Origin of the sequence: Phaeobacter sp. B1627 (assembly GCF_006265095.1) — a bacterium.
Classification (GTDB): Bacteria; Pseudomonadota; Alphaproteobacteria; order Rhodobacterales; family Rhodobacteraceae; genus Epibacterium.
In genome coordinates this window covers 1-18807 of sequence record NZ_VCNK01000040.1, presented here as the reverse complement: position 1 = coordinate 18807, position 18807 = coordinate 1, and the positions used below count along the sequence as shown (strand labels likewise).

The following is an 18807-nucleotide window of genomic DNA, read 5'->3' as shown; positions in this document are numbered from 1 at the left end:
TGCCTACGCTCCCGGCCGGGGACGCTGGATTTCGGGGTGGCGGGCGATGCCCTGGGCGATTTCCGCACCGCGTGTGGTCGCCACGACCACCACAAAGCCTGCATGGTCTTCCAGCTCGACAAGCCCCTGCTCCCTCAGCCAATGCGCCTCGGTCGTGACCTGGTCGCGGGTGTAGGCGATGCCGACGCGCGGCAATTGCGTCGCCAGCATGGAGACGTTGGAGGTGTATTTCGGCGCGTCCTCCAGAAACCGGAGAATGGCGATGCGGGCGTGTTTGCGCAGATCGTCGGCGTAGCTCATGGCAAGGAGGTCCTACTTGTTCAGAAGGTGGTCTTCGTGGCGAAACACCACGGTTTCGAGGCGGGTCATGATCTTCTGATTGCCCTCCATCACCGCCGCCATCTGCTTCATGGTGCCGTTGATTTCAGACATGGAGAGCTGGATGTGGTGCAGGTCATCCTTGCTCGGCACATCCGCCAGATCATGTTCCAGGCGGGTCAGCCTTTGTTCATGGCGGTCCATGCGTTCCTTGCCGGTCCTGAAGCGCTCATCCACGTTGGACCGGCGGGTGCCGATCCAGGCATAGACGGCGCTCGCGCATGCAATCAGGAGCGACAGCAAGGTCAGCGCGTTGCTGACCGTAAAGGTCGGGTCGAAGTGCATCAGGCCCTGCCCCCGGACGCCGCCTTGATGCGCTCGATCATCACGTCCTTGTTCTTCGACCCGGCAGAGCTGCCGAAGTAGTAGTTCAGGATCTGCGTGAACCCGACAGACAGCCCCCCGATCAGCAAGGCCAGGATCTCGGCACTGGCGGGCGGCAGACCGTATTTCAGCATATAGGCGATGACGGAAAAGAACCCGATCAGAACCAAGGCCGCCAGGATGCCGGGCACCCGGTCCTTCAGGTCCGTCTGGCGCTGGCGCGCACTGTCGCGGTCGCTGGCGGCAACCTGTTCAAGTGCGATCCCAGCGTCGATCAGATGCCGTTCCAGGTCGGCCTCGGCGTCTTTCAGCTTCAGGAGGTCCGATGGGCTCGCGCCCAGGATAGCCGCTTCGACCTCTTCCTCGGTCGCGTCGGGGCGGTCGAGCAGTTTGGCCGCCAGCGCTTTGGTGGCGACACCGGCAAGCGGGCCGCCAAGGGCCGTCGCAATCGTTGGCGCGATGCTACCAACGATTTGCAGGATCTTGTCTTTGTTCTTCACGGAGGCACTCCTTCAGTGGGCGGCGGAAAAGGTCACGGCATCGGCATAGTTCGCCACGACCCATCCCTCCTGCCCCGCGTAGAACACCTGCAGCCACGCGCGGCCGCCGAAGGTGCCGCGCCGCAGGACAGGCACAACGGTCTCGTTGGGGATCGTGGCGATGATGTTTGGATTGAAGCTCGGCCAGCGCCGCATGTTCAGCCTGTCGCCCTTGGTGGCGATGATCACCAGATCATCGGGCGCGGCGTCCACGCTTTGCGCAAGCGCCTCATCCTCGGCTGGGTCATCCCGGCCGAGGATGTGCCCGCGCACCTGCTCAAGCGGAAACAGCGGGTTTGTGTCCAGCTTGCGCCCTGGCGACACATACCAGTGCGGGCGAATGTCCATCAGGGTCGGAACGTGGGCGAAGAGCTTGCGCAGCAGCCACAGCAGCGCCTCAAGCTGTTCTTCCGGGTAATGCATCCACATTCCCCGGCCATGCTCAGGCGTTTCAGCGAGATCGAGTTTGCGCAGGTGATCGTCGTGGATCATCTTGCCAAACCACGTCACCCCATTGGCTCCTGCCGCGCGCATCTTGCCGGGGTTCACCAACTCAATGCCAATGGTGAAATTGTTGCAGCCCTTGCGGCCATGGTAGCTCGACGCGCCCGCGTGGTTTGCGCGCCGGTTGATCGGGACTTGTTGTTCGATGTGGCCGCTCAGCTCAATGACGAACTGCACCGAGACCTTCGCGTCGTTGTCACGCAGATAGTTGGCGGCGCTGCCCTCTTTGAGGCTGCTGGCGGTGTCGTGGAGGACCACAACGGTCGGGGTGATTTCGCCACCGATATGGCGGGCCGCGCGGTATGCGATCCCGTCAAGAATACCGTTTGTGACTGTCATCGCGACCACCTCAAAACCTGCTTTGCAGGTTTCAGGATGACGGAGGCCTAAAACGAAAAACGCCCGCAACGATGTGCGGGAGCTTGTAGTGTCGGCTCAGAACAGGCCGGGCTGATCAGGATCAGAGGGCGGTGTCACCCACCTCAAGTAGCGCCTCACGCTAAAGTCTGTCACCCCCAAGATGCGGGCAATCTCAACCACAGGCAAGCCCTTCGACCTGTGCGCCCGAGCGCGCCATGCTTTGGCCGTGGGGATACGCGCCGGGATCCGATGCATCTGCCCCGCCAGCATTTTCGCCTTCTCGCGTCCCAAGAGCTTCTCGACCTCGCCGCGCCCTTTCGGGTTTTTGGGAATGTAGACCTCGGTTCCGCCGAAGGCATCGAGGAAGCGCAGCGCGTCCTCAAATCCGAGGGCGTCCACAAAGGGCTCCACCTGCGCGGTCGGCTTGGGAAACGCGCCTGGGAGTTTCGCATGTGCCTGTGACCTCGTCATTTCCGGTGCATGCTCCAGTCAAACTCGATCTCCGCCCGCTCACCCCAGCTTTTCAGCGCCTGGATCACCACGTCGATCTGCGCCCATTCGCGCAGCATGTCGACGTCAGCGGGCACGCTCCCCCAGACGTTGCCAAAGCGCGCCTGAATAAAGCGGTTCAAACCGGCGCGGCTTGGATCGCGCAGCGCCCCCGCCCGGCCCAGCTCGCCCCAAAGCTTATGCACCAGGCGAAGGTCGTGGCGGGGCGCGGCCTTGTAGCGCTTCTTGCTGGTTGAGGTCGGCTTGAACCCTTCCTTTTCCAGCCGCTTCAAAACCGACTTCAACTCGGCGTCCGACATGTCCGACATGGAGGCCTTGCCGGTGACCACCAATTGGAGATCGCGTCGCGCGTCGGCGTCGAGCCCCAACTGGCGGCATCCGACGTGGATTTTCTGCTGCAGGGCGCGGCTCATATCAGGTTGCCTCCTGTTTCACGGCGACCACCGGGTGGTCGGTCTGGACGTTGGCCCGCATGCGCGCATCGGCGGCTTCCATTTGACGGCGTGCCATCGCGTCGAACTCTGCGCCATGAATGCGGGCAAGACCGGCCTCGTTCTTCAGCACCGCCAGACGGTTGCCCAACACCAGACCGGCGCGGCGTTGCCGTGCCGCATAGTGGCTGAAGGCGCGCGCGAGGTCGGCTTCGATTTCTTCCGGGGTCATCGCCATGGTTCAGCCCTTCCGATCTGCGATCAAATGCGCCGCATGGTTGGCGAGCGCACGGCTGCGGCGCTCGACAATTGCAACCGGGATCCCCCAGCGGTCGGCCATCTGCCGCACCTCTTGCGCACTCGCGGCTATCAGCAGGTGATCCACGTTCATATTTGCCAGTTGGGCCGGATACCCGCGCCCGAGAACGCTGGAAATGCCGCCCGAAATCGGCTTGTCGTCGGTCTCCGGCCGGGCAACGACACGACGCGGGTCCATGAACTTTGCAATCTGCATTCTCTGCCTCCCTACGCCTTGGCGATGTCGATCTGGATCGGCTCCCACGCCGCGTCGACGGCGGGGCGCTGGTAGCAGCGCACATAGGACTTGGAGCCGACGACGCGGATCGCGTCCTTGATGGCCTGCATGGCGCGCTTCCAGCGCTCATCGCTGATCTCAAGCCGCAGCAGCATGAAGATTTCCGAGCGGTTGATCTGCCCGGCCTTGTCGGTGTTGAACGCACGGGTGACGATATCGCGGATCTCCGGACGCGCATCGGCGGCCCACTCGATCAGGCATTCGTCGACAAGGCTCTTGGCGATCTGCAGTTCCGGGCCGAAGTCCACCAGATCGGAGACCTGCACCTGGACCTTGTAGCGCCCGTCATAGCTGATCAGCGTCTTGTTGCCCTTGGCCCCGCCCACCTTGGCGTCGTACTTCTCGGCCAAGATCGCCTCAAAGGCGCTGATGTCGTCAAAGGCGTGGTTCTTGAACCGCCCGACCTCTTCGCTGAGCGCGACCGCAAAGCCGATGATCGCGCGGACCGTCTGGTCCTGCAGCTTGTCCTGCGGCTTCACCAGTTCGGTTGGGCGCATGTCACCCTTGCCGTTCTGCATATAGGACACACCGTTGATCTCGATCTCCCCGCTCGGCACTTTGGCCGGCTGCCGGGAGGGGTCGTTTTGTTGAGCATGCTGCTCTGTCATTTGCCTGTACTCCTGTTCAGGATTCCTGTTTGGATCGTCGCGGAGGTCATTCCCCGTCTCCGGCCATCGGGCAGGACGGGCATGTCTTGAACATGCGAACGTGGGTGCTGTTGGCGGCGCTGAACTCCTTGGAGCGTTCGCGCCACATCCGGCATTTGTCCGTGCCGATCTTGCCCAGCACCGGACAGGTCACAGTCTCGGCCATCAGGACACCGCGCACGGTCAGCTCGATGGACCTCATGCTGGCCTTGTATTTGTTGCTCAGCACCGAGTTGATCGCGCCTGCCGAGTATCCCAGCCGATATGCGGCCCGCGCTTGCGACGTCAGATCGCACTCCACGGCCAGGGCGCGGACCCAATCAGGCAAGTCCTCGCCCCAGCCGCTGCGGGCTTTTGTCATGGCAACTGTATTTGCGGTCACAGCAGGATCTCCTTGTCGAGTGAGGTGAAATCGGCGGTATTCGCGTCGAACACGCCTTTGATCTGGCGCGGCTTGGGCGCGACCGGGCCGGTGTAGTTCACCAGCCGATAGCGCGGCTCGCGCTTGCCCGGCACCGCCGAAGACTGGACGCGAAGGTGCCCGGATTGCAGCAGCAACCGGCAATAGGCGCGCGCCTTCTGCACCGGGACTTGAATGCCGCCCGCGTTGGAATGCGCGGCAATATCCGTCGCCGAAAACTGCCGCAGACCGCGCATGCTGCGCCACATGTTGCCCTCGGCGCTTTCATCATATGCGGGCACAAATTCCGGCTGCGGCCCCCGATCAGCGAAGGCGTAAATCTTGCGGTGGTCGCCCGTGTCGATGCGCGTCAGCAATCCCGCCTGCGCCCAGCGCCGGACAAAGCTCTTGGCGGTGCTGCGGGCCACGCCCAACTCCAAAAGGTTCGTCCAGTGGAGGCTCTGCAAGCTCTGGGCACGCTTCCAGACCCCCGCCTCCATGTCAGAGCGAAAAACAGTCATTTCTGGCCCCCAATCGCTTTGAGAGCCGGGCGGGATGATTGGGCGGGCGTTGCCGCGACACGGCGCACCGCCGGGGGCTGGCCGGTCTCGAAATTGCGGCTGCCCCACAATGCGAGGTCGGCGCGATTGGTGCCCCTGGACAGCGCCGCTTCCTTGGCCCGGTCGATATTGGTCACCACCCGGCGGATCGACCCGCCCGAGGCTTCGACAATCGCGCTCAGGAGGTCCTCTGATATCTCAACCGAGGGGCTGTAGATCTGCGCCAGCTTGGTTGCGTCGGACAGGTTGCACGCCAGCGCCGGTTCATGGGCAAGCTGGCGGTTGTGGATGTTCTCCCACCTGGTTAGGTGCTGCGGCAGCTCTTCCTCGCCCACCAGGATCAGGGTGGTCTGGCTGGCTTCGTAGAGATCCCGCGCCAGTTCGATCAGCTTCTTGTTCTTGGTCAGGTACTGGGCGTCGTCGATGATCAACGGCCGGTCCACCCGCGCCAGATTGGCGGCGATTGCGTCCACCATGGCGGGCACACCGCGCACCGGCTTCAGCCCGATTTCCTTCATGATCGACTGCAGGAAGTAGCTCGGCGTCCAGCAGCTCAGAACCTGCACGCAATACGCGCCGTATTCGTTGGTCACAAAGGTGGTCGCCGTGGTTTTGCCCCAGCCCGAGGGGCCGTAGAAAACCGCCATACCCGGAAGCCCCATCGATCTATCATGGACCCGGTCAACCAATGCGGTGAGTGCTGCGACGTTGCGCAAAGGGGCAATATTTGGTGTCATGCTCTGCTCTCCTATTCCTCGCCGCCGAAGGCCCTGCGCATGCGCAAGAAGCTCCGATAGGCGGCAGATCGTTGATAATCCCGCAGGAAATTGCGTTGTTCTTCGGTCAGCGGGTGACCGTCTGCGTCGAGGCGTTCCAGTTCCTGGCACCGCTCGAAATTGACTTCGGGGTCCTCTTCCAGCGGGGCCGACGTGCGGCGGTCTGCCAGCCTGGCGATTTCAGCTTCCAGCCGCGCCTCGGTGGCCGCGTCATTGTCACGACGACCCAGCACCGGTGCTTTGGGTGTCTTGGGAGACTTGGCGTGGGGCGGAACCAGTTGCACGATTTCCGCCTCGGGCAGATCGTCCGCTTTGGCATCTTCACCAGCGGCCCGAAGGCGCGCGGCGATCTCGGCAGCGGAGAACTCTCGGCTTGCACGCGCTTCTTCCTTGGCCGCTCGGATGAACTGGCCGCGCTTGCGGGCCATTTCGCGGGCGTCTGCCACACCGAGGAAATCGCCCTTCTCGACGCAGGCCGCGTGGCCAATATACTGCCCATCCAGGTCATAGACGTGCAGACCCGCACGGACATTGTCAGGATCGAAACGCCCCACCACCTTTTGGCCGGCAATCCGATACATCCATGCGGCCCAATAGCGGGAGCCAAGCAGTTTCAGCTCGCCATTCTTCGCGCTGGCCTTGAGACCTTCGGCCCCCATGAGCCAAAGGCGACGCTGCTCCTTGGTCGCCTTGCGAATGGGCGTGGCTTTATAGGAGGCTTCAAACACCTGATTGAAGGACCGACCGTAGGCGATTTCACTACGGCGTCCCTCGCGGGCGTTGTGGTCTTCAACCTCTTCGGTGAGGACAGCGATGAACTCCTCAAGCGGCACCGCGCGATTGCCATAGTTTTCCGGTTTCGCGTCGGGCTTGTTGCCAGTGTACGCGCCCTCGAATGCAGGATGCTTGGCGACACGATCACAGAGGTCACGGAATGCGCGTTCAATGGGCTTGGATTGCCCCGAGTAGGGCGTGGCCCAATGGATCTTGACGCCCAGCATCGGGAGCAGGCCCGGAATATCGTCCTCCCGCATCTTGAAGCGAAAGCGGGTTTCCGTGCCCCCGGTGATGACCTTGGCCGCGAATTCGCGACCATTGTCCAGGAGCGCAGATTTCGGGATGCCGTAGCGCTCCACCAGATCGCCAAGCGCGAGCTGCACCGTATGGCTGTTGGCGGTCAGGGACAAACGCCAGGACAGGATCTTGCCCGAATAGACGTCGGAAAAGAACACGCCCTGGACACGCACGGGCAGGCTCTCGCCGGGCCAGCGCACAAAGACGTCGAACTTGTGATAGTCGCCGCAGATGCACTCCATGGCGCTCAATGCGCTCTTGTCGCGGTCCTGGTGCGGGTAGTAGCGCCGCAAGGCCTCGGCCCCATGGCGCAAGAAGACCTCGGTCGGTTTGGACACGGCCTCCTTCATCTTGCGGCGCACCTGATGGATGGGCGCAACCGGGAGGCCTTCTTTCCTGGCCACCCGCTTGGCCCGGTCGTAACAGGACGTCAGCGATGGCCCTTCCAGCCGTAGCCAGTCGTCGCGGATCAGGCTAAAGAAGGCCGGATCAATCGGCTCGGCCTTGCCGCGACCGCCGGTTGGTTTCGGCGCGACAAACGCCAACCAATCCGCCTCGGCCACACCCTCGATCATCTGCAGCCAGTTCCAGACGGACTTTTCCGAAACCTCAGAGCGCATCGCAACTGCGGAGACTGCGGCCGAGCGGAACATACCTGCGCCCGCGCACTCGGCCACCAGACAGACGACTTTCAGCCGCGCCTCTGCTTTGTGTTTCGCGTTGTCATTGAGACGGTCGAAGTCGGCCCAGGCCTCCTCGCGGCTGCGTTTGGTCTCGACCTCATGCGGCGGCTTGATCAGGGCAAGACACGCGCGCACCGGGAACAGGGAATAGTGATATTCCAGCCCGCCGCCCCTCCCCTTGCGACGGCGCACCTTGCCCGTCTGGCGGTCCCAGCCTTCGCTCTTGGCGCGCTGGTTTATCTTGCGTTTGGTGGTCGGCAGATCAGGAAGGCGCGCCTCGGCGATCTCCGCCGCGCTCCACCATTCCTGGCTCGGCGCGTCCATCAGCCACGCCCTCCCCGAATTTCGTCAAGGAGCGCCTGCACCTCGTCGCCATGCTCTTCGAGAAAGATCACCCGTCCCGCCTTGGGCGCGCGCCGCCACGCGTCTTGCAGCCGCTGCCACGTCTTTTCGGTGTTGTTCATCGGCGGCGTGACACCGCGATTGTTCTCGCTGGCCCAGGTACGGCGCGCGTCTTTGGCAGACTTGACCTTGCCCTCTGCCAGCAAGTTCACGACGCGGTAGCGTTCTGACACATCACCGACTTTTGACAGTTCGGTCAAATCGGCCAACGTGATCGGGCGCTCAGAGGAGCGAAGCCGGTGCGCGTCACCGCCCGTGAGAGATTTCCCAGCGCGTACGATCCGCTCGATTTGACGCACCGAGGTTCCAAACTTCTCGGCCGTGGCCGCAGCAAACGACATCGTGTCGTTTGCTAACCCTTGACGAGCCCGCCCCCCGGCCACGCCACCCCGCGTCTCCGGGTGCAGCTTCTCGTAGACCTTCTTGCGCTCCGCGAGAAACACGGCGGTGTCGAGCGCAGTCAGCCCAGACCCAGCGAGGTTATCGTCGATCTCCATCAGCCGGGCAAAGTCGTCATTGCACTCCCAGCACACCACCGTGATGCTTTCCCAGCCGAGATCGCGCGCAGCCGTCAGGCGATGCGCCCCGGCCAGAAGCTCAATCTTGCCACTGCGCTTGATCTTGCGGACATGGATCGCGTCCTTCATCACCCCTAGCTCAGTGATCGACGCCTTGATTGCTTCGACACCCGCACGGGAGACAGGGCGCAACCGGTTGTTCATTTCAATGTCGCCAACCGGCAGTTCGGTGATCGACTGGATGATCGTTGCAGCCATTGCGATTAAACCTCTATTATTTCGTCGCTTCAAACACGCAGCAATCGCATTCAAACGCGCATTCGGAGGGCTTGGATTTGGAAAATATGTGGCTCGAAGACGAAGACTGGTTCGGAAAACGCCCCTGAAACTTATGGCGGTCAGCGAATTCGCAGGCGAGCTTGAGGAACTGTGGCGCAACGTAGGCACAACCGAATGGCCTGCCCCCAAGCCAGCTCCAGACGAGTTGCCCAAGATCATTCGGCGCGCCTTGCCCGGCGGCTTGGAACAAGTCGGTATGCCTGACTGGATTGATCGAACACCAATGCGCGACCGCGCAACGCTTGGCATGATGGCCCACACGGTCTGGGCCATGGCGCGTCATGCCAAGTTCCCTTGTGCAAACGATGCTCCTCCAAGGCACGTACTTGTTCCTCGGCGGTGGGACATCCGCACTTACAAATGCCTTTCGACTTGCCGCATCCCCTACGTATGGGTTGCGCTACAAGACGCACTAGACTGGCCAGACTAAAGCTCATGTTATTCTCCTCTCACTCCCAAAGCAGCGGCGCGTAGAGCAAACCGCCGAACATGATGGCGAGGCTGATGACGCCCAGGACATCGCCCCAAATGCTGCTAGAAAATTGCCGCTCCGCGCGGCGAAAGCGGGTCCAGGCCGCGCGCAAAGTGAGCGCCGGTGTGATACGGCCTGGACCCTGCGAGGCCTCGGCCTCGCGTGTCGCGAATACCCCGGTCTGCCCGTGAGTGATGGATTGTGGTGTTGGGGTTCCGCGAAACTGGTTCATTTGGGCGCGGTCTCCGCGTTCGTTTCGCTTGGCTCAGAAAGGCGCGTGGCCTCTGCGATCATCCTCTTGGCATAGCCCGCAGAAACGAGGTCCTCTCCTGCTGCATTGATGATCCGCTGAAGAAGCGCCCTTCCCTGAGAGCCGCCCGACTGCCCGTAAGTCGCAGTGCGGGCGGTGCTTGGATGAACGCTGTTTTCCTTGCACCAAGCCTCAAAACTGGTCCCAGCCGAGCGAAACGCGCCAACAATGACTTCATGCAGGATCGCTCCGGGCTGGAACGGTTTAATAAACTTTGGCATTGTTACCTCGCGATGCCGCCTTGCGGCGTGTCCTTACAACACCAATATCGTAAATATTACTACCTACATCAAGTATTATTTACGATATTTTGGAGACCCCAATGCCAAACCACGATTTAACAAGTAAAATCAAAGATATAAGGTCCAAGTCCGGCATGTCACAGGAGGCGTTTGCAGGCATTCTAGGTGTATCAAAGTCCAAAATTCAGAACATTGAGAGCGGCAAGCAGAGGGTGGATCATGACTTCCTACGGGGTCTTGCAGTACAATTTACCGTAGACATCAACGCACTTCTTACTGATTCACCGGCCGCGCAACAGTCTGACGACGTAAATTGTACTGCCGGCCAGTTCATCAAAGTACCGCGCTTTGAAGTGGAAGCATCCGCAGGTAATGGGTCTGAGGTCCCATCTGAGGCCGGGACCCAAGCCTACGCATTCAATCGGAAATGGCTCGACAAACGGGGCTTGAAGCCGAACACATTGTCGGTGATTTCCGTTCGTGGAGACAGCATGGAGCCGGACCTGAATGACGGTGATCTCGTGCTGATCGACCTTGCCAACACAGATCTGGCGGACGGCAAGATCTATGCAGTTCAATACTCCGGCAACCTGTTCGTGAAGCGCGTTCAGTATATCCCGGGCGATACGGTCCGCTTGGTCAGCCGCAACGCTCAGTATGCGCCGATTGAAATCAAGACGCCGGAGGCTGACGGCGTCCGTGTCGTCGGGCGTGTCGTGGCATCCATGCACGAATGGTAGAATTGGGTGCAATTTCAAAAGAAATGACCCGAGTAACTTAATTACTCGGGCCAACTTCTAAACTATTACTGAATATCACTCACATGTAGTAGGAGTGCCTTTAGCGATAAACTCTTCCCAGTTGTCGCCCAGTTGGTTTCGGGCAGACAGAGCGTTGCGAGCCTCGGAGCTACCCTCAGGTATCACTTTGACAACCATGGACTGGTTGTGGGTACCCCTCCAGAGGTCAGTCTGAGACGCGCCCCCAGTCAGGACGAATTTATCCCCGCCCCGGCGGATTACCTCGATGGCAGCGATTTTCAATGCAACATTGCGCGCACCGCTCGGACCACATACAGGTGCAGCAACAGTAGATATCTTAAATGTGTCTTTGGACATCGGCTGAATATTCGATTGAGCGCAAGCCGCCAGCCCTACTACGGCCGCCAGCGACAAGATTAGTTTCTTCCCCACGTAAATCTCCCAATTGATTCTTAATCGAGCCGAGAGATTGGGAAGAAGACTTTATAAACGCAACTAAAATAGGACATTCAGCCACGCCACCTTTGATGCGTCGTAGCGGCGATGCAACTGACCACATGCACGCATATTAAATCAACTTTTTTCCTTAGGGGTCTCGTCGCCACGCTGCGACAGTGTTGCGAAATCCCTCTCGGGCAGAACCGATTTCAGAACGGCATCCACTTCTGGAAGGTAGGACACCCACATTGGCTGCCCGTCCATCTTGATGTCAGGGGGATGCCCGTGCAGATCACACAATGCCCTTGCTGCCCGCTCCCTGGGGGATCGCATTTGTCGCGCCATAGAACCTCCTCCGTTCAGATTGTGCAGAGCAAAGGCTTGTCACCCGGCAAGGTGCGCCTTCAAATCTTCACCCTCCGCAGAAACGCTTCAAGTGCATTTTACACCTTGAGCCTTCGCGTGACATTAGATTTCTGTTTGACGCTTGCTTCGGCCTGGCAATCCGGAGACCTATTCGCGGTTATAGACCTTGGACGCAATTTCGGTCACCCTGCCATTGGTATCCCGTCAGGCAGAGGACAGCATGTGCGGCCGCTTTATAGAACCGGAACTCATTGGCACTGACCAAGAGCTCTCAGAAACCAAGATTGATCCGTTTCCGAGTCAGCCCGTTATCATCCCTCCGCGCGGCCCTCGCCGATACAACGTCGCCCCAACGCAGGACATATTAATCCTGGGCAAGTCGCCGCTGGTGGCAATGACTGCGCGCTGGTGGCTCGTGCCCTCCTGGCACAAAGGCGACCTCAAAGACTGGCGCGCGACAACGTTCAACGCCCGGATCGAAGAGGCACAACACAAGCCGACCTTTCGTGGCGTATGGCGGCACGGCCGCTGCCTAATCCCCGCTGGAGGGTATTATGAATGGACGGGGGAGAAAGGGCAAAAGACCCCGCACGCGGTGCTGTCGAACTCCAACGAGAACACTCTCTGGTTTGCAGGCCTTGCTTCACGTTGGGAAGAATTGCTCACATGTACGATCATGACGCGCGCCGCCAACGCAGACGTCGCAGATATCCATCATCGCATGCCAGTGATCCTAAACCTCGACGAGCGCGAACTCTGGCTCGCCGGAAGTGACCAGGTGCAGGATCTCGGAAGCGACGCACGCCTTCAACATCATCAGGTGCACAGCTTTGGCGTGCGGGACGACGGACCAGAGTTGATTGAGCCGTTCTAGCTGCCTTGCTATGGGCCACTGGGCCAGACCCACGGTCGCGACCAGAAATGCTCTCACTGCCGTGACGAAGATTAGCGGACAGGCGGCCGTCGCTGCGCGCAGAATATATGGCAGAATCGCGCAGATCGCGGCATTTCCAATGTCGCAACGATGCCCTCTGGTAGCGGGAGCTACCGGCCCAGAGCATGCTGTTCAGGGGGCGTTTTTGAAATTCTGGACACAACTAGATTTCCCCACTTAGTGCTGTTCACCCGACAATCCACCTAAAGGTGATCTTGAAGCGCAAAGTGCTAACAGTTCGTAAGTTGAGCGTGCGCAAGAGTTCGTTTACTGTTCATGTGTAAAATAGCTCCAAAGATTGGAGTTGTGGATGACGCGAGACCAATTATTAGCTGAGCTGACCGCCGTTCAACGGCAAGTACGGCGGTTGCCGTCCTTCAGCATGATATTTTTCACAACACTAGTTGTTACGGCAGCCTTTATTTCCGTGATCATAGTCGTTATCTCTCTGCAATAGTTGTGCATTGGAGGCCTTATGGCAAGTGGAGATGACGATGTTCCGCCTCAGCCAAACACGGAGGCAGATGTGACCGATCTAGAGATCAAGGGACAACTTAGTTCGATTCAAGCCGAATTGAGCTCCAAAGCCTCTCCGTGGGGCGTTTTCGTGGCTTCTATTGGTGCGGTTGGTGTCGGCCTTGGCGGATTTGCACTGTATCTATCGTCGGAATTTTCTAATGTTGATGATAAGTTAAGTGCAATTGCAAGCGATGTATCCATTGCAAAGACCACTGTAGAAGAGATCAAAAAATCGGTGGAAACAGTGACAGCGCAAATGCTCTCAGCTGAGGCAAAACTGGCTCGGTATGAGGAAGGTGTAGCGATATTGCGTTCGAAACGCGTAGACTTTCTGTCCTACAATTGGGGTTTTGAACTGCCTGTAGACTTGGCTAATGCCATGCAGCGAGCGGACGCATCAACGGCGTTCTATGCAGCCGAAGAAGATTTCGGAAAATTCGCTTTCATAAGTCCAGCCGTGTACAGAAAATTCACGTCAACGGAGCAAAATACGTTTTCCAGTCTTATGCAAGAACACGACTGGTCGTTGCAGTTGGTCGATGTGCAAAACTCTCATTCGTTTCTACGTCTTGATGACCCTAAAATTGAGAGTGTTTGTGAATCTTATTATAAAACCGCCTCCGATTTTCTGGGGACGAAAGGGTTAGTTCAAGTGGGAGCTTTCAGTTGGGTTATTTGCAACCCTATTCCCTAATGTATCGTGCTTGAGATATTCGATGTCCGTGAGAGAGTATAAAACCTTATTTACAATCTATGGCACGTCGCCAAGCCGCCCTTGGTGTCTTACGCCGCGCTTACAGTCATCGCATTGACAACCGACCGCTTCGGGCTGCCTCTGGACCTGCGCCGCACCTGGTGCCAGCGGCAGGAACGCGCAGAGAGCTCCCTTTGCAAAGTCGTGGACAGCGACAAGTGCTGCAGGCATGATCAGCACCCTGCCCAGATGACGCGGACAGCCCACATTGCCGCCATTTGGTGCAACACAACGCTTTGTAACCCCTCACGCCCACATTCCACAGAAAATCCGCCCAGCTTCGTGCGAGATATCACTCGAATCGCTGTTCGCGTTCTTCATCTCTTTGTCTGTCACGCACGCGTTCTCGTTCGATTTCCATGGCCAGTCGATCTGATACCGATTTAGCGGCCTGAGCTATCTCTTCCCGCTCATGCTGTGCCAGTTCAGAAATGGCATCGGCCCTCGGCTGCATGACGTCTGCACGGCTCCCAGACCACGAAGATGGAGTGACACGATCTGAGTAAGCGTGAAGAACAGGTTCTGGCTCTGGGGCGGCTTCAAGGAACTCAACAGCGGATGACGTAATGAAAGAGCCGTCCCTGGGCCCATCGCCTTTCTCCCAAAGCCTGATACCTGACGCGACCAAACCCCAGACATCAGGCTCGTTCCGTTGCTGACACCACTCTATCAGGTCGGTCACATCTATCTTGGAGAGAGGGCAGCGACGTATGCCGCCACGCCGAATGAAAAAGGTGCGTCGATACTGCTGATCTTCCGTCCCCTGAAAAACACGGTTGAGAAATGCCATCGGCATTAGCCCCGCTGTCGTCTTAATCGCCTCTTCGAACGAATGAATGTAGCCGTAGCGCTCGTCCACTACAGAAAAGATCGCGTCCACCCACTCAGACTTTTCAGCGTCATTGCCATCGAAGGTAAGTCCGGCCCTGATGACGTTTTCCATGTGATAGTCTTTGCTGCCGCCAGGGTCGCTGTGATCCGCCAGCAGTGATTTGGTCGCCGCTTTCAAGCCAAGCTTTCTAAGTTCAGATCCCAACGTATCATCCGCAGATTCCTCGCCGTGCAGCTTCATACTGAGCGCTTCGAGCAGCGTGTCTTCACCGTCCGACTTGGCGAGTAACTTTTGGGCAAGCTCCAATAAGCGTTCGGGTGGCAGGTGTGCATAATTATCCCGCCAAAGGATAGGTCCGAACATCCAAGTCAGAGTTTCTTCATTGTCGAGCAGGGTCATGCACCGGTCCAGATCACTCTCTGTGAAGCCATCCCATGGATGCAGGCACACAAGGCCTTTTCGAAGTTCCGAGTGTCCCACACATTCATCCAAGATTTCTCTCGAAAGCGCATTGTCATTGGCGGCAACCTCCTCGATGAAGCCACCAATCACCGCAAAGTCGTAGTTCGAACCAGATGACCGAGCGAAGTGTTCCAGCAAGCCTTGCCAACCTTCACGATAATTGTCGGCCCCCTTAGCAAGGCCGATCCCGAACGCCCTGCGATAGGGCATCCAGTCGGTAGAAAACATTTCTGAACCCAACTCATCGAGTTGATGATCTGACGCTGCAAAGCTCTCACCTAAATCTGTTGCGTTTGATGCCAATCGCTCTTTAGCATCCCGATACTTGCCATCGCTGCCGTCGTCGAACTCCTCGTCGAGTGCCCAATTATCATGCCCTTTGCCAAGAACATATGTTTTGATCTTTGCAATCAGTTCGCGAGGCTCCAGGTCGCGATCCAGATCGGCGAGGTACTGGGGAAGCGGTTCAGGTTCGTCTTTTTGTCTTGTGTGATCGAAGTAGATGATCGAGCGGACGGCCTTCCAGCCTTCGCCCCATGGATCGTGATCATTTATCAACCGTGCTGCTTCGACCAATTTGTCCCGCATCGCTTCCTGGTGCCAAAGGCCGCGAAACTCATTCGCTAGAACCTGCCGTGCACGACTTTTGATGTCTTTGTCGTCTGAGTTTGCTAGCCTGACCGCCAAATTCATGAAAGCAGTGCGCCACTCGACGAGTTGGTCATAGGTCGGTCGGTAGCCATAGTCCCTGGGCCGTGCCCCAAATTCGTTGAGGCCAAAGCCCGTCCATGGCGGTCCGTCCAAGGCCGTCGAAAGCAACTTTATTCCTAACGATCGCCGTCCGATATCCTCGGAGCATAAACAGTCTTCTACGATGGCGAGGCGCTGTTCCATTGAAGCATGTGTGCCAGACAGATAGGGTTGGAAGAACCCCGAAATCTTATCTCTGACAGCATCATAGTTGTTGTTTGCATCTTCATGGTCCGCGACGCGGATCAGTAGTGACATGCAGCGGTCAAATGCATGCGGTTCGTATGCCAACGACTGAAGCAGGTTGAGGATCGTGGTTCTACGAGGATTATGCTTCGGCTCCATTCCCTGAAAGTCTGGAGAGGTGAGTTCGGCTTCAATCCGGTCAAGCAACGCATCCGGTGCGACGGGGCCAATATAGTTCAGTATTCTCGATCCATTCTCATCGAGATCCGAGGTTTGCCCCAATAGGCCATCAGGTTTCAGCCATGCCTTAACGACCTCAATGGCCACCGGATGATCATGCATCAGGCCAAGCCGGTGAGCGAAAGACATAAGAAGCCGACTGTTTCCAGCCGCTTCGAAAGTCAATCTCAGAGCTTCGGTAGGGATGCTGTCGAGCGCCGAACTTGCCAATCTGTTCGCAACAGCATGGGGCAAGAGGGCCCTCCAATGCGCCCTCTTTTGAACGACATGGCGTTCTGCCAGCTTCTTCACGGCTCGAAATAATTGCGCCTTGGTATGGCCAGAAATGGAGCCCAAGACTTCTAGTTCGTTTTGCCCAACCTCTGGATCAGCAACTGAGAATGAATACGCGAGTGACAGAGTCTCAGCCTGTTCGCGAAGATCGCCATCTTGACCCTTACGCTGCTGGAAAAGTCGGTCGAATAACTCGGCATCGGATAATTCGGCCAGGCTCTCACCCTGTTCAACTCGCTCTGCAATGGCCAACGCGACCCTTGCGTTGCCATCGGCAAACTCGGCGACCCTTCGTGCATTGCCTTGGCCGATTGCAGGGAAACGCCGCAAAAGCAACTCCTCGGCCACCTCTGGTCCGTTGGCTTCGATGTGGATGACCTCTGTGGTCTGAGGTTTGTCATCTCTAATGTCATATTCAACTGTAATCAGGCTGACATCACCACTTGCAGCCGACACTTTTCTTGCCAATGCCGAATGCAGTTCAGACGGGCAGTTGTCGAGGATCATCACCGAGCGACGCCCCTCGGCGATTAGGCGTTCGAGCATTGCAGATGCGGAGGGATCAGGGTCTTGTCCCGTGTCCACGTAAATGGCGATAGTTCTGTCGAGAGGATCGTCTCCGACCGTTTCGTCAAAGAGGGCTTGAACAATTCTTGTCTTACCAACACCTGACAGCCCCGTAATGCGGATCGCTTTGTTCGAGGTGCGGATGAGACGCCGCATAGGTTCAATGGCATCCTCGATTGAAAGCTCCTGTCCTCGCTCCGTCGGCAAATGGACGGTTATCCCTGGGGCAGAGATGAGGGTGTCAGGCGTTCCCTTTGGCGGGTTGCTCCAGGGGCCATAGGGCTGCCACCCCGAATAGCCTTGCCCGAGCTTGCCCTTCACCCACAGCAATACCGACGGGTGCTGTCGCAACCATTGTGCGAGCTTCGAACGGTCGAAGAAGTCGAGGTGAATTCTGTCTTTGTTCGGGTCATTCGCGACCGCCGACCGCATTGCGCCAAGGCGGTCTTTCTTCATCGGTGGCGAACAATCATCGTCCAGGCTCACGATGATGTAGTTCCCGCCGATCTTCGCCTGGTTTGATATAGTTGGATTAAGTTCGCCGTCTTTCGTCATCTCCGCTGTAATCGCGGACTTCGGCATCGAGTCCTTCTTGGACTGCAAGATCGTATCTGGACGGCAAATGAAGCCAGTGTCCAGTTCGGGGGCGTTCACCTGCACATGTATGTCGATGCCCTCATCAGGCGCTTTGATCGAGCCCGACCAACTGACACTCGAAGGGCTATACCCATGTGCGGAAACCTCTGCTTCAGCCAGCCTTGCAATCAACTCTTCCAACAGAGTGTCGGACAGCCGCAGCAAGTCATCCTTTCCGATATCAAAAATCGCCATCTTACCACTCCAATACAACGGGTTGGCACCCTATCATGAAGTGGCAACAACATCTAGCCATACAGGCGACGAGCACACCACTGGGACAAAAGGTTCATCTACCGGTCGCTGGCACCTAGCTTTCAGCCGAACGAAAACCGCAGCGGCTTCGAACGTCAGCTCTTTAGCGGGCAGACTGCAGTGTTTGTGAGTGCAGCGAAGGTCGAATCTCCGCCCTCTGTGTCGATGACGTCAAGGTGGGCAGGGATCGCGATGACGTGCAGAATAGGGCTGGAACCGGTCACCTGCTGCGCTTTGCATAAACGACCGGATTGGCCCAGGAATGCTTGGCAGCAGCGCCTCGCTTTGAGCAAGGCGGCACACGGAGTCAACCCATACGTCTTTCCTGAAATCGGGTCCCAGTTCGGTACGCATACTCGACGCCACCGATAGAAGTTAACTCACTGTTATTAAATACAATAACTTCAAACTGGGACCACACGACTGAACTGGGCGGCGATGGTCCCAGTTCCGAGCCCCGTTTTCAGGCCAAATCTACTCCGTAATTTCTGCTTGAGCGGGCCTTTGAAGCCTTGTTTAAACGGTCTTCAGCCTATTTGCGGCTAGCCCAGCCAACTAGGTCGATATGGGGTCGCCTGCGGCCCAGTTAGGGGCAAATCGCGGCCTACTGCAAAACAACACATAATGGCCCTTATACGTCCGCTTTGCGCCTCATAGCCATATTTTTTTGGCCTTCCGAGATCTTCCGTCTTCTTCGGTCCTCTTCCGAGATCACTGTAAATAAGTCTGTCACCCTACAGCGTGTGTTGTAGCGTGACAGACTTTCTTAC

At 58.1% G+C, this 18807-nt stretch carries 19 protein-coding genes; 3 read left to right on the top strand and 16 right to left on the bottom strand.

Translation table 11 applies throughout. The annotated features are described in order from the left end of the window. Positions 1-3: 3 nt before the first annotated feature. The 15 genes from FGE21_RS17855 to FGE21_RS17785 form a co-directional block, all read right to left on the bottom strand. Positions 4-300 (bottom strand): hypothetical protein, encoded by a 297-nt coding sequence (locus FGE21_RS17855; protein ID WP_106163278.1) that lies wholly within the window; start codon positions 298-300, stop codon positions 4-6. A gap of 12 nt (positions 301-312) precedes the next feature. Continuing rightward, complete coding sequence (locus FGE21_RS17850) at positions 313-663, bottom strand: DUF2730 family protein (RefSeq protein ID WP_139664774.1); 351 nt, start codon at positions 661-663, stop codon at positions 313-315. Continuing rightward, complete coding sequence (locus FGE21_RS17845; RefSeq protein WP_139664773.1) at positions 663-1202, bottom strand: hypothetical protein; 540 nt, start codon at positions 1200-1202, stop codon at positions 663-665. Before FGE21_RS17845 ends, FGE21_RS17850 begins: the two co-directional genes overlap by 1 nt. A gap of 12 nt (positions 1203-1214) precedes the next feature. Continuing rightward, on the bottom strand, positions 1215-2084 hold the full coding sequence (locus tag FGE21_RS17840) for an N-acetylmuramoyl-L-alanine amidase (protein WP_139664772.1): 870 nt from the start codon (positions 2082-2084) through the stop codon (positions 1215-1217). Positions 2085-2180: 96 nt separating this feature from the next. Continuing rightward, complete coding sequence (locus tag FGE21_RS17835; protein WP_139664771.1) at positions 2181-2576, bottom strand: helix-turn-helix domain-containing protein; 396 nt, start codon at positions 2574-2576, stop codon at positions 2181-2183. Beyond that, positions 2573-3028: a gp16 family protein gene (locus FGE21_RS17830; protein ID WP_139664770.1), complete on the bottom strand. Its 456-nt coding sequence runs from the start codon at positions 3026-3028 to the stop codon at positions 2573-2575. Before FGE21_RS17830 ends, FGE21_RS17835 begins: the two co-directional genes overlap by 4 nt. A gap of 1 nt (position 3029) precedes the next feature. Beyond that, positions 3030-3284 carry a hypothetical protein gene (locus FGE21_RS17825; RefSeq protein WP_139664769.1) on the bottom strand — a complete coding sequence of 85 codons (255 nt, stop codon included), beginning with the start codon at positions 3282-3284 and terminating at the stop codon, positions 3030-3032. Between the two features lie 3 nt (positions 3285-3287). Further along, a complete protein-coding gene (locus FGE21_RS17820; protein ID WP_139664768.1) occupies positions 3288-3560 on the bottom strand; it encodes a hypothetical protein in 273 nt (90 codons plus the stop codon). Between the two features lie 11 nt (positions 3561-3571). Continuing rightward, positions 3572-4249, bottom strand: coding sequence for a DUF3164 family protein (locus FGE21_RS17815; protein ID WP_139664767.1), 678 nt, complete (start codon positions 4247-4249; stop codon positions 3572-3574). Between the two features lie 46 nt (positions 4250-4295). Continuing rightward, entirely contained in the window at positions 4296-4670 is a 375-nt protein-coding gene (locus FGE21_RS17810; RefSeq protein WP_139664766.1) for a hypothetical protein, read from the bottom strand. Next, positions 4667-5209 (bottom strand): hypothetical protein, encoded by a 543-nt coding sequence (locus tag FGE21_RS17805; RefSeq protein ID WP_139664765.1) that lies wholly within the window; start codon positions 5207-5209, stop codon positions 4667-4669. The genes FGE21_RS17810 and FGE21_RS17805 overlap by 4 nt, the downstream gene beginning before the upstream one ends. Beyond that, positions 5206-5985: an AAA family ATPase gene (locus FGE21_RS17800; protein ID WP_139664764.1), complete on the bottom strand. Its 780-nt coding sequence runs from the start codon at positions 5983-5985 to the stop codon at positions 5206-5208. The genes FGE21_RS17805 and FGE21_RS17800 overlap by 4 nt, the downstream gene beginning before the upstream one ends. 11 nt (positions 5986-5996) lie before the next feature. After that, positions 5997-8105, bottom strand: a complete 2109-nt coding sequence (locus FGE21_RS17795; protein ID WP_139664763.1) for a transposase domain-containing protein — start codon at positions 8103-8105, stop codon at positions 5997-5999. Beyond that, a complete protein-coding gene (locus FGE21_RS17790) occupies positions 8105-8959 on the bottom strand; it encodes a ParB/RepB/Spo0J family partition protein (protein WP_139664762.1) in 855 nt (284 codons plus the stop codon). Before FGE21_RS17790 ends, FGE21_RS17795 begins: the two co-directional genes overlap by 1 nt. 530 nt (positions 8960-9489) lie before the next feature. Continuing rightward, positions 9490-9744, bottom strand: coding sequence for a hypothetical protein (locus FGE21_RS17785; protein WP_139664761.1), 255 nt, complete (start codon positions 9742-9744; stop codon positions 9490-9492). Between the two features lie 400 nt (positions 9745-10144). On the opposite strand from FGE21_RS17785, the gene FGE21_RS17775 reads away from it, so the two are divergent. From FGE21_RS17775 to FGE21_RS17760, 3 genes are all read left to right on the top strand, one after another. Next, a complete protein-coding gene (locus FGE21_RS17775; RefSeq protein ID WP_176695479.1) occupies positions 10145-10804 on the top strand; it encodes a LexA family transcriptional regulator in 660 nt (219 codons plus the stop codon). A gap of 991 nt (positions 10805-11795) precedes the next feature. Further along, positions 11796-12503 (top strand): SOS response-associated peptidase, encoded by a 708-nt coding sequence (locus FGE21_RS17765; RefSeq protein ID WP_255731652.1) that lies wholly within the window; start codon positions 11796-11798, stop codon positions 12501-12503. A 586-nt stretch (positions 12504-13089) separates the two neighbouring features. Then, complete coding sequence (locus FGE21_RS17760) at positions 13090-13776, top strand: hypothetical protein (protein ID WP_139664758.1); 687 nt, start codon at positions 13090-13092, stop codon at positions 13774-13776. 352 nt (positions 13777-14128) lie between these two features. On the opposite strand, the gene FGE21_RS17755 is transcribed toward FGE21_RS17760, so the two are convergent. Then, positions 14129-17977 carry a hypothetical protein gene (locus tag FGE21_RS17755; RefSeq protein WP_139664757.1) on the bottom strand — a complete coding sequence of 1283 codons (3849 nt, stop codon included), beginning with the start codon at positions 17975-17977 and terminating at the stop codon, positions 14129-14131. Between the last annotated feature and the right edge of the window lie 830 nt (positions 17978-18807).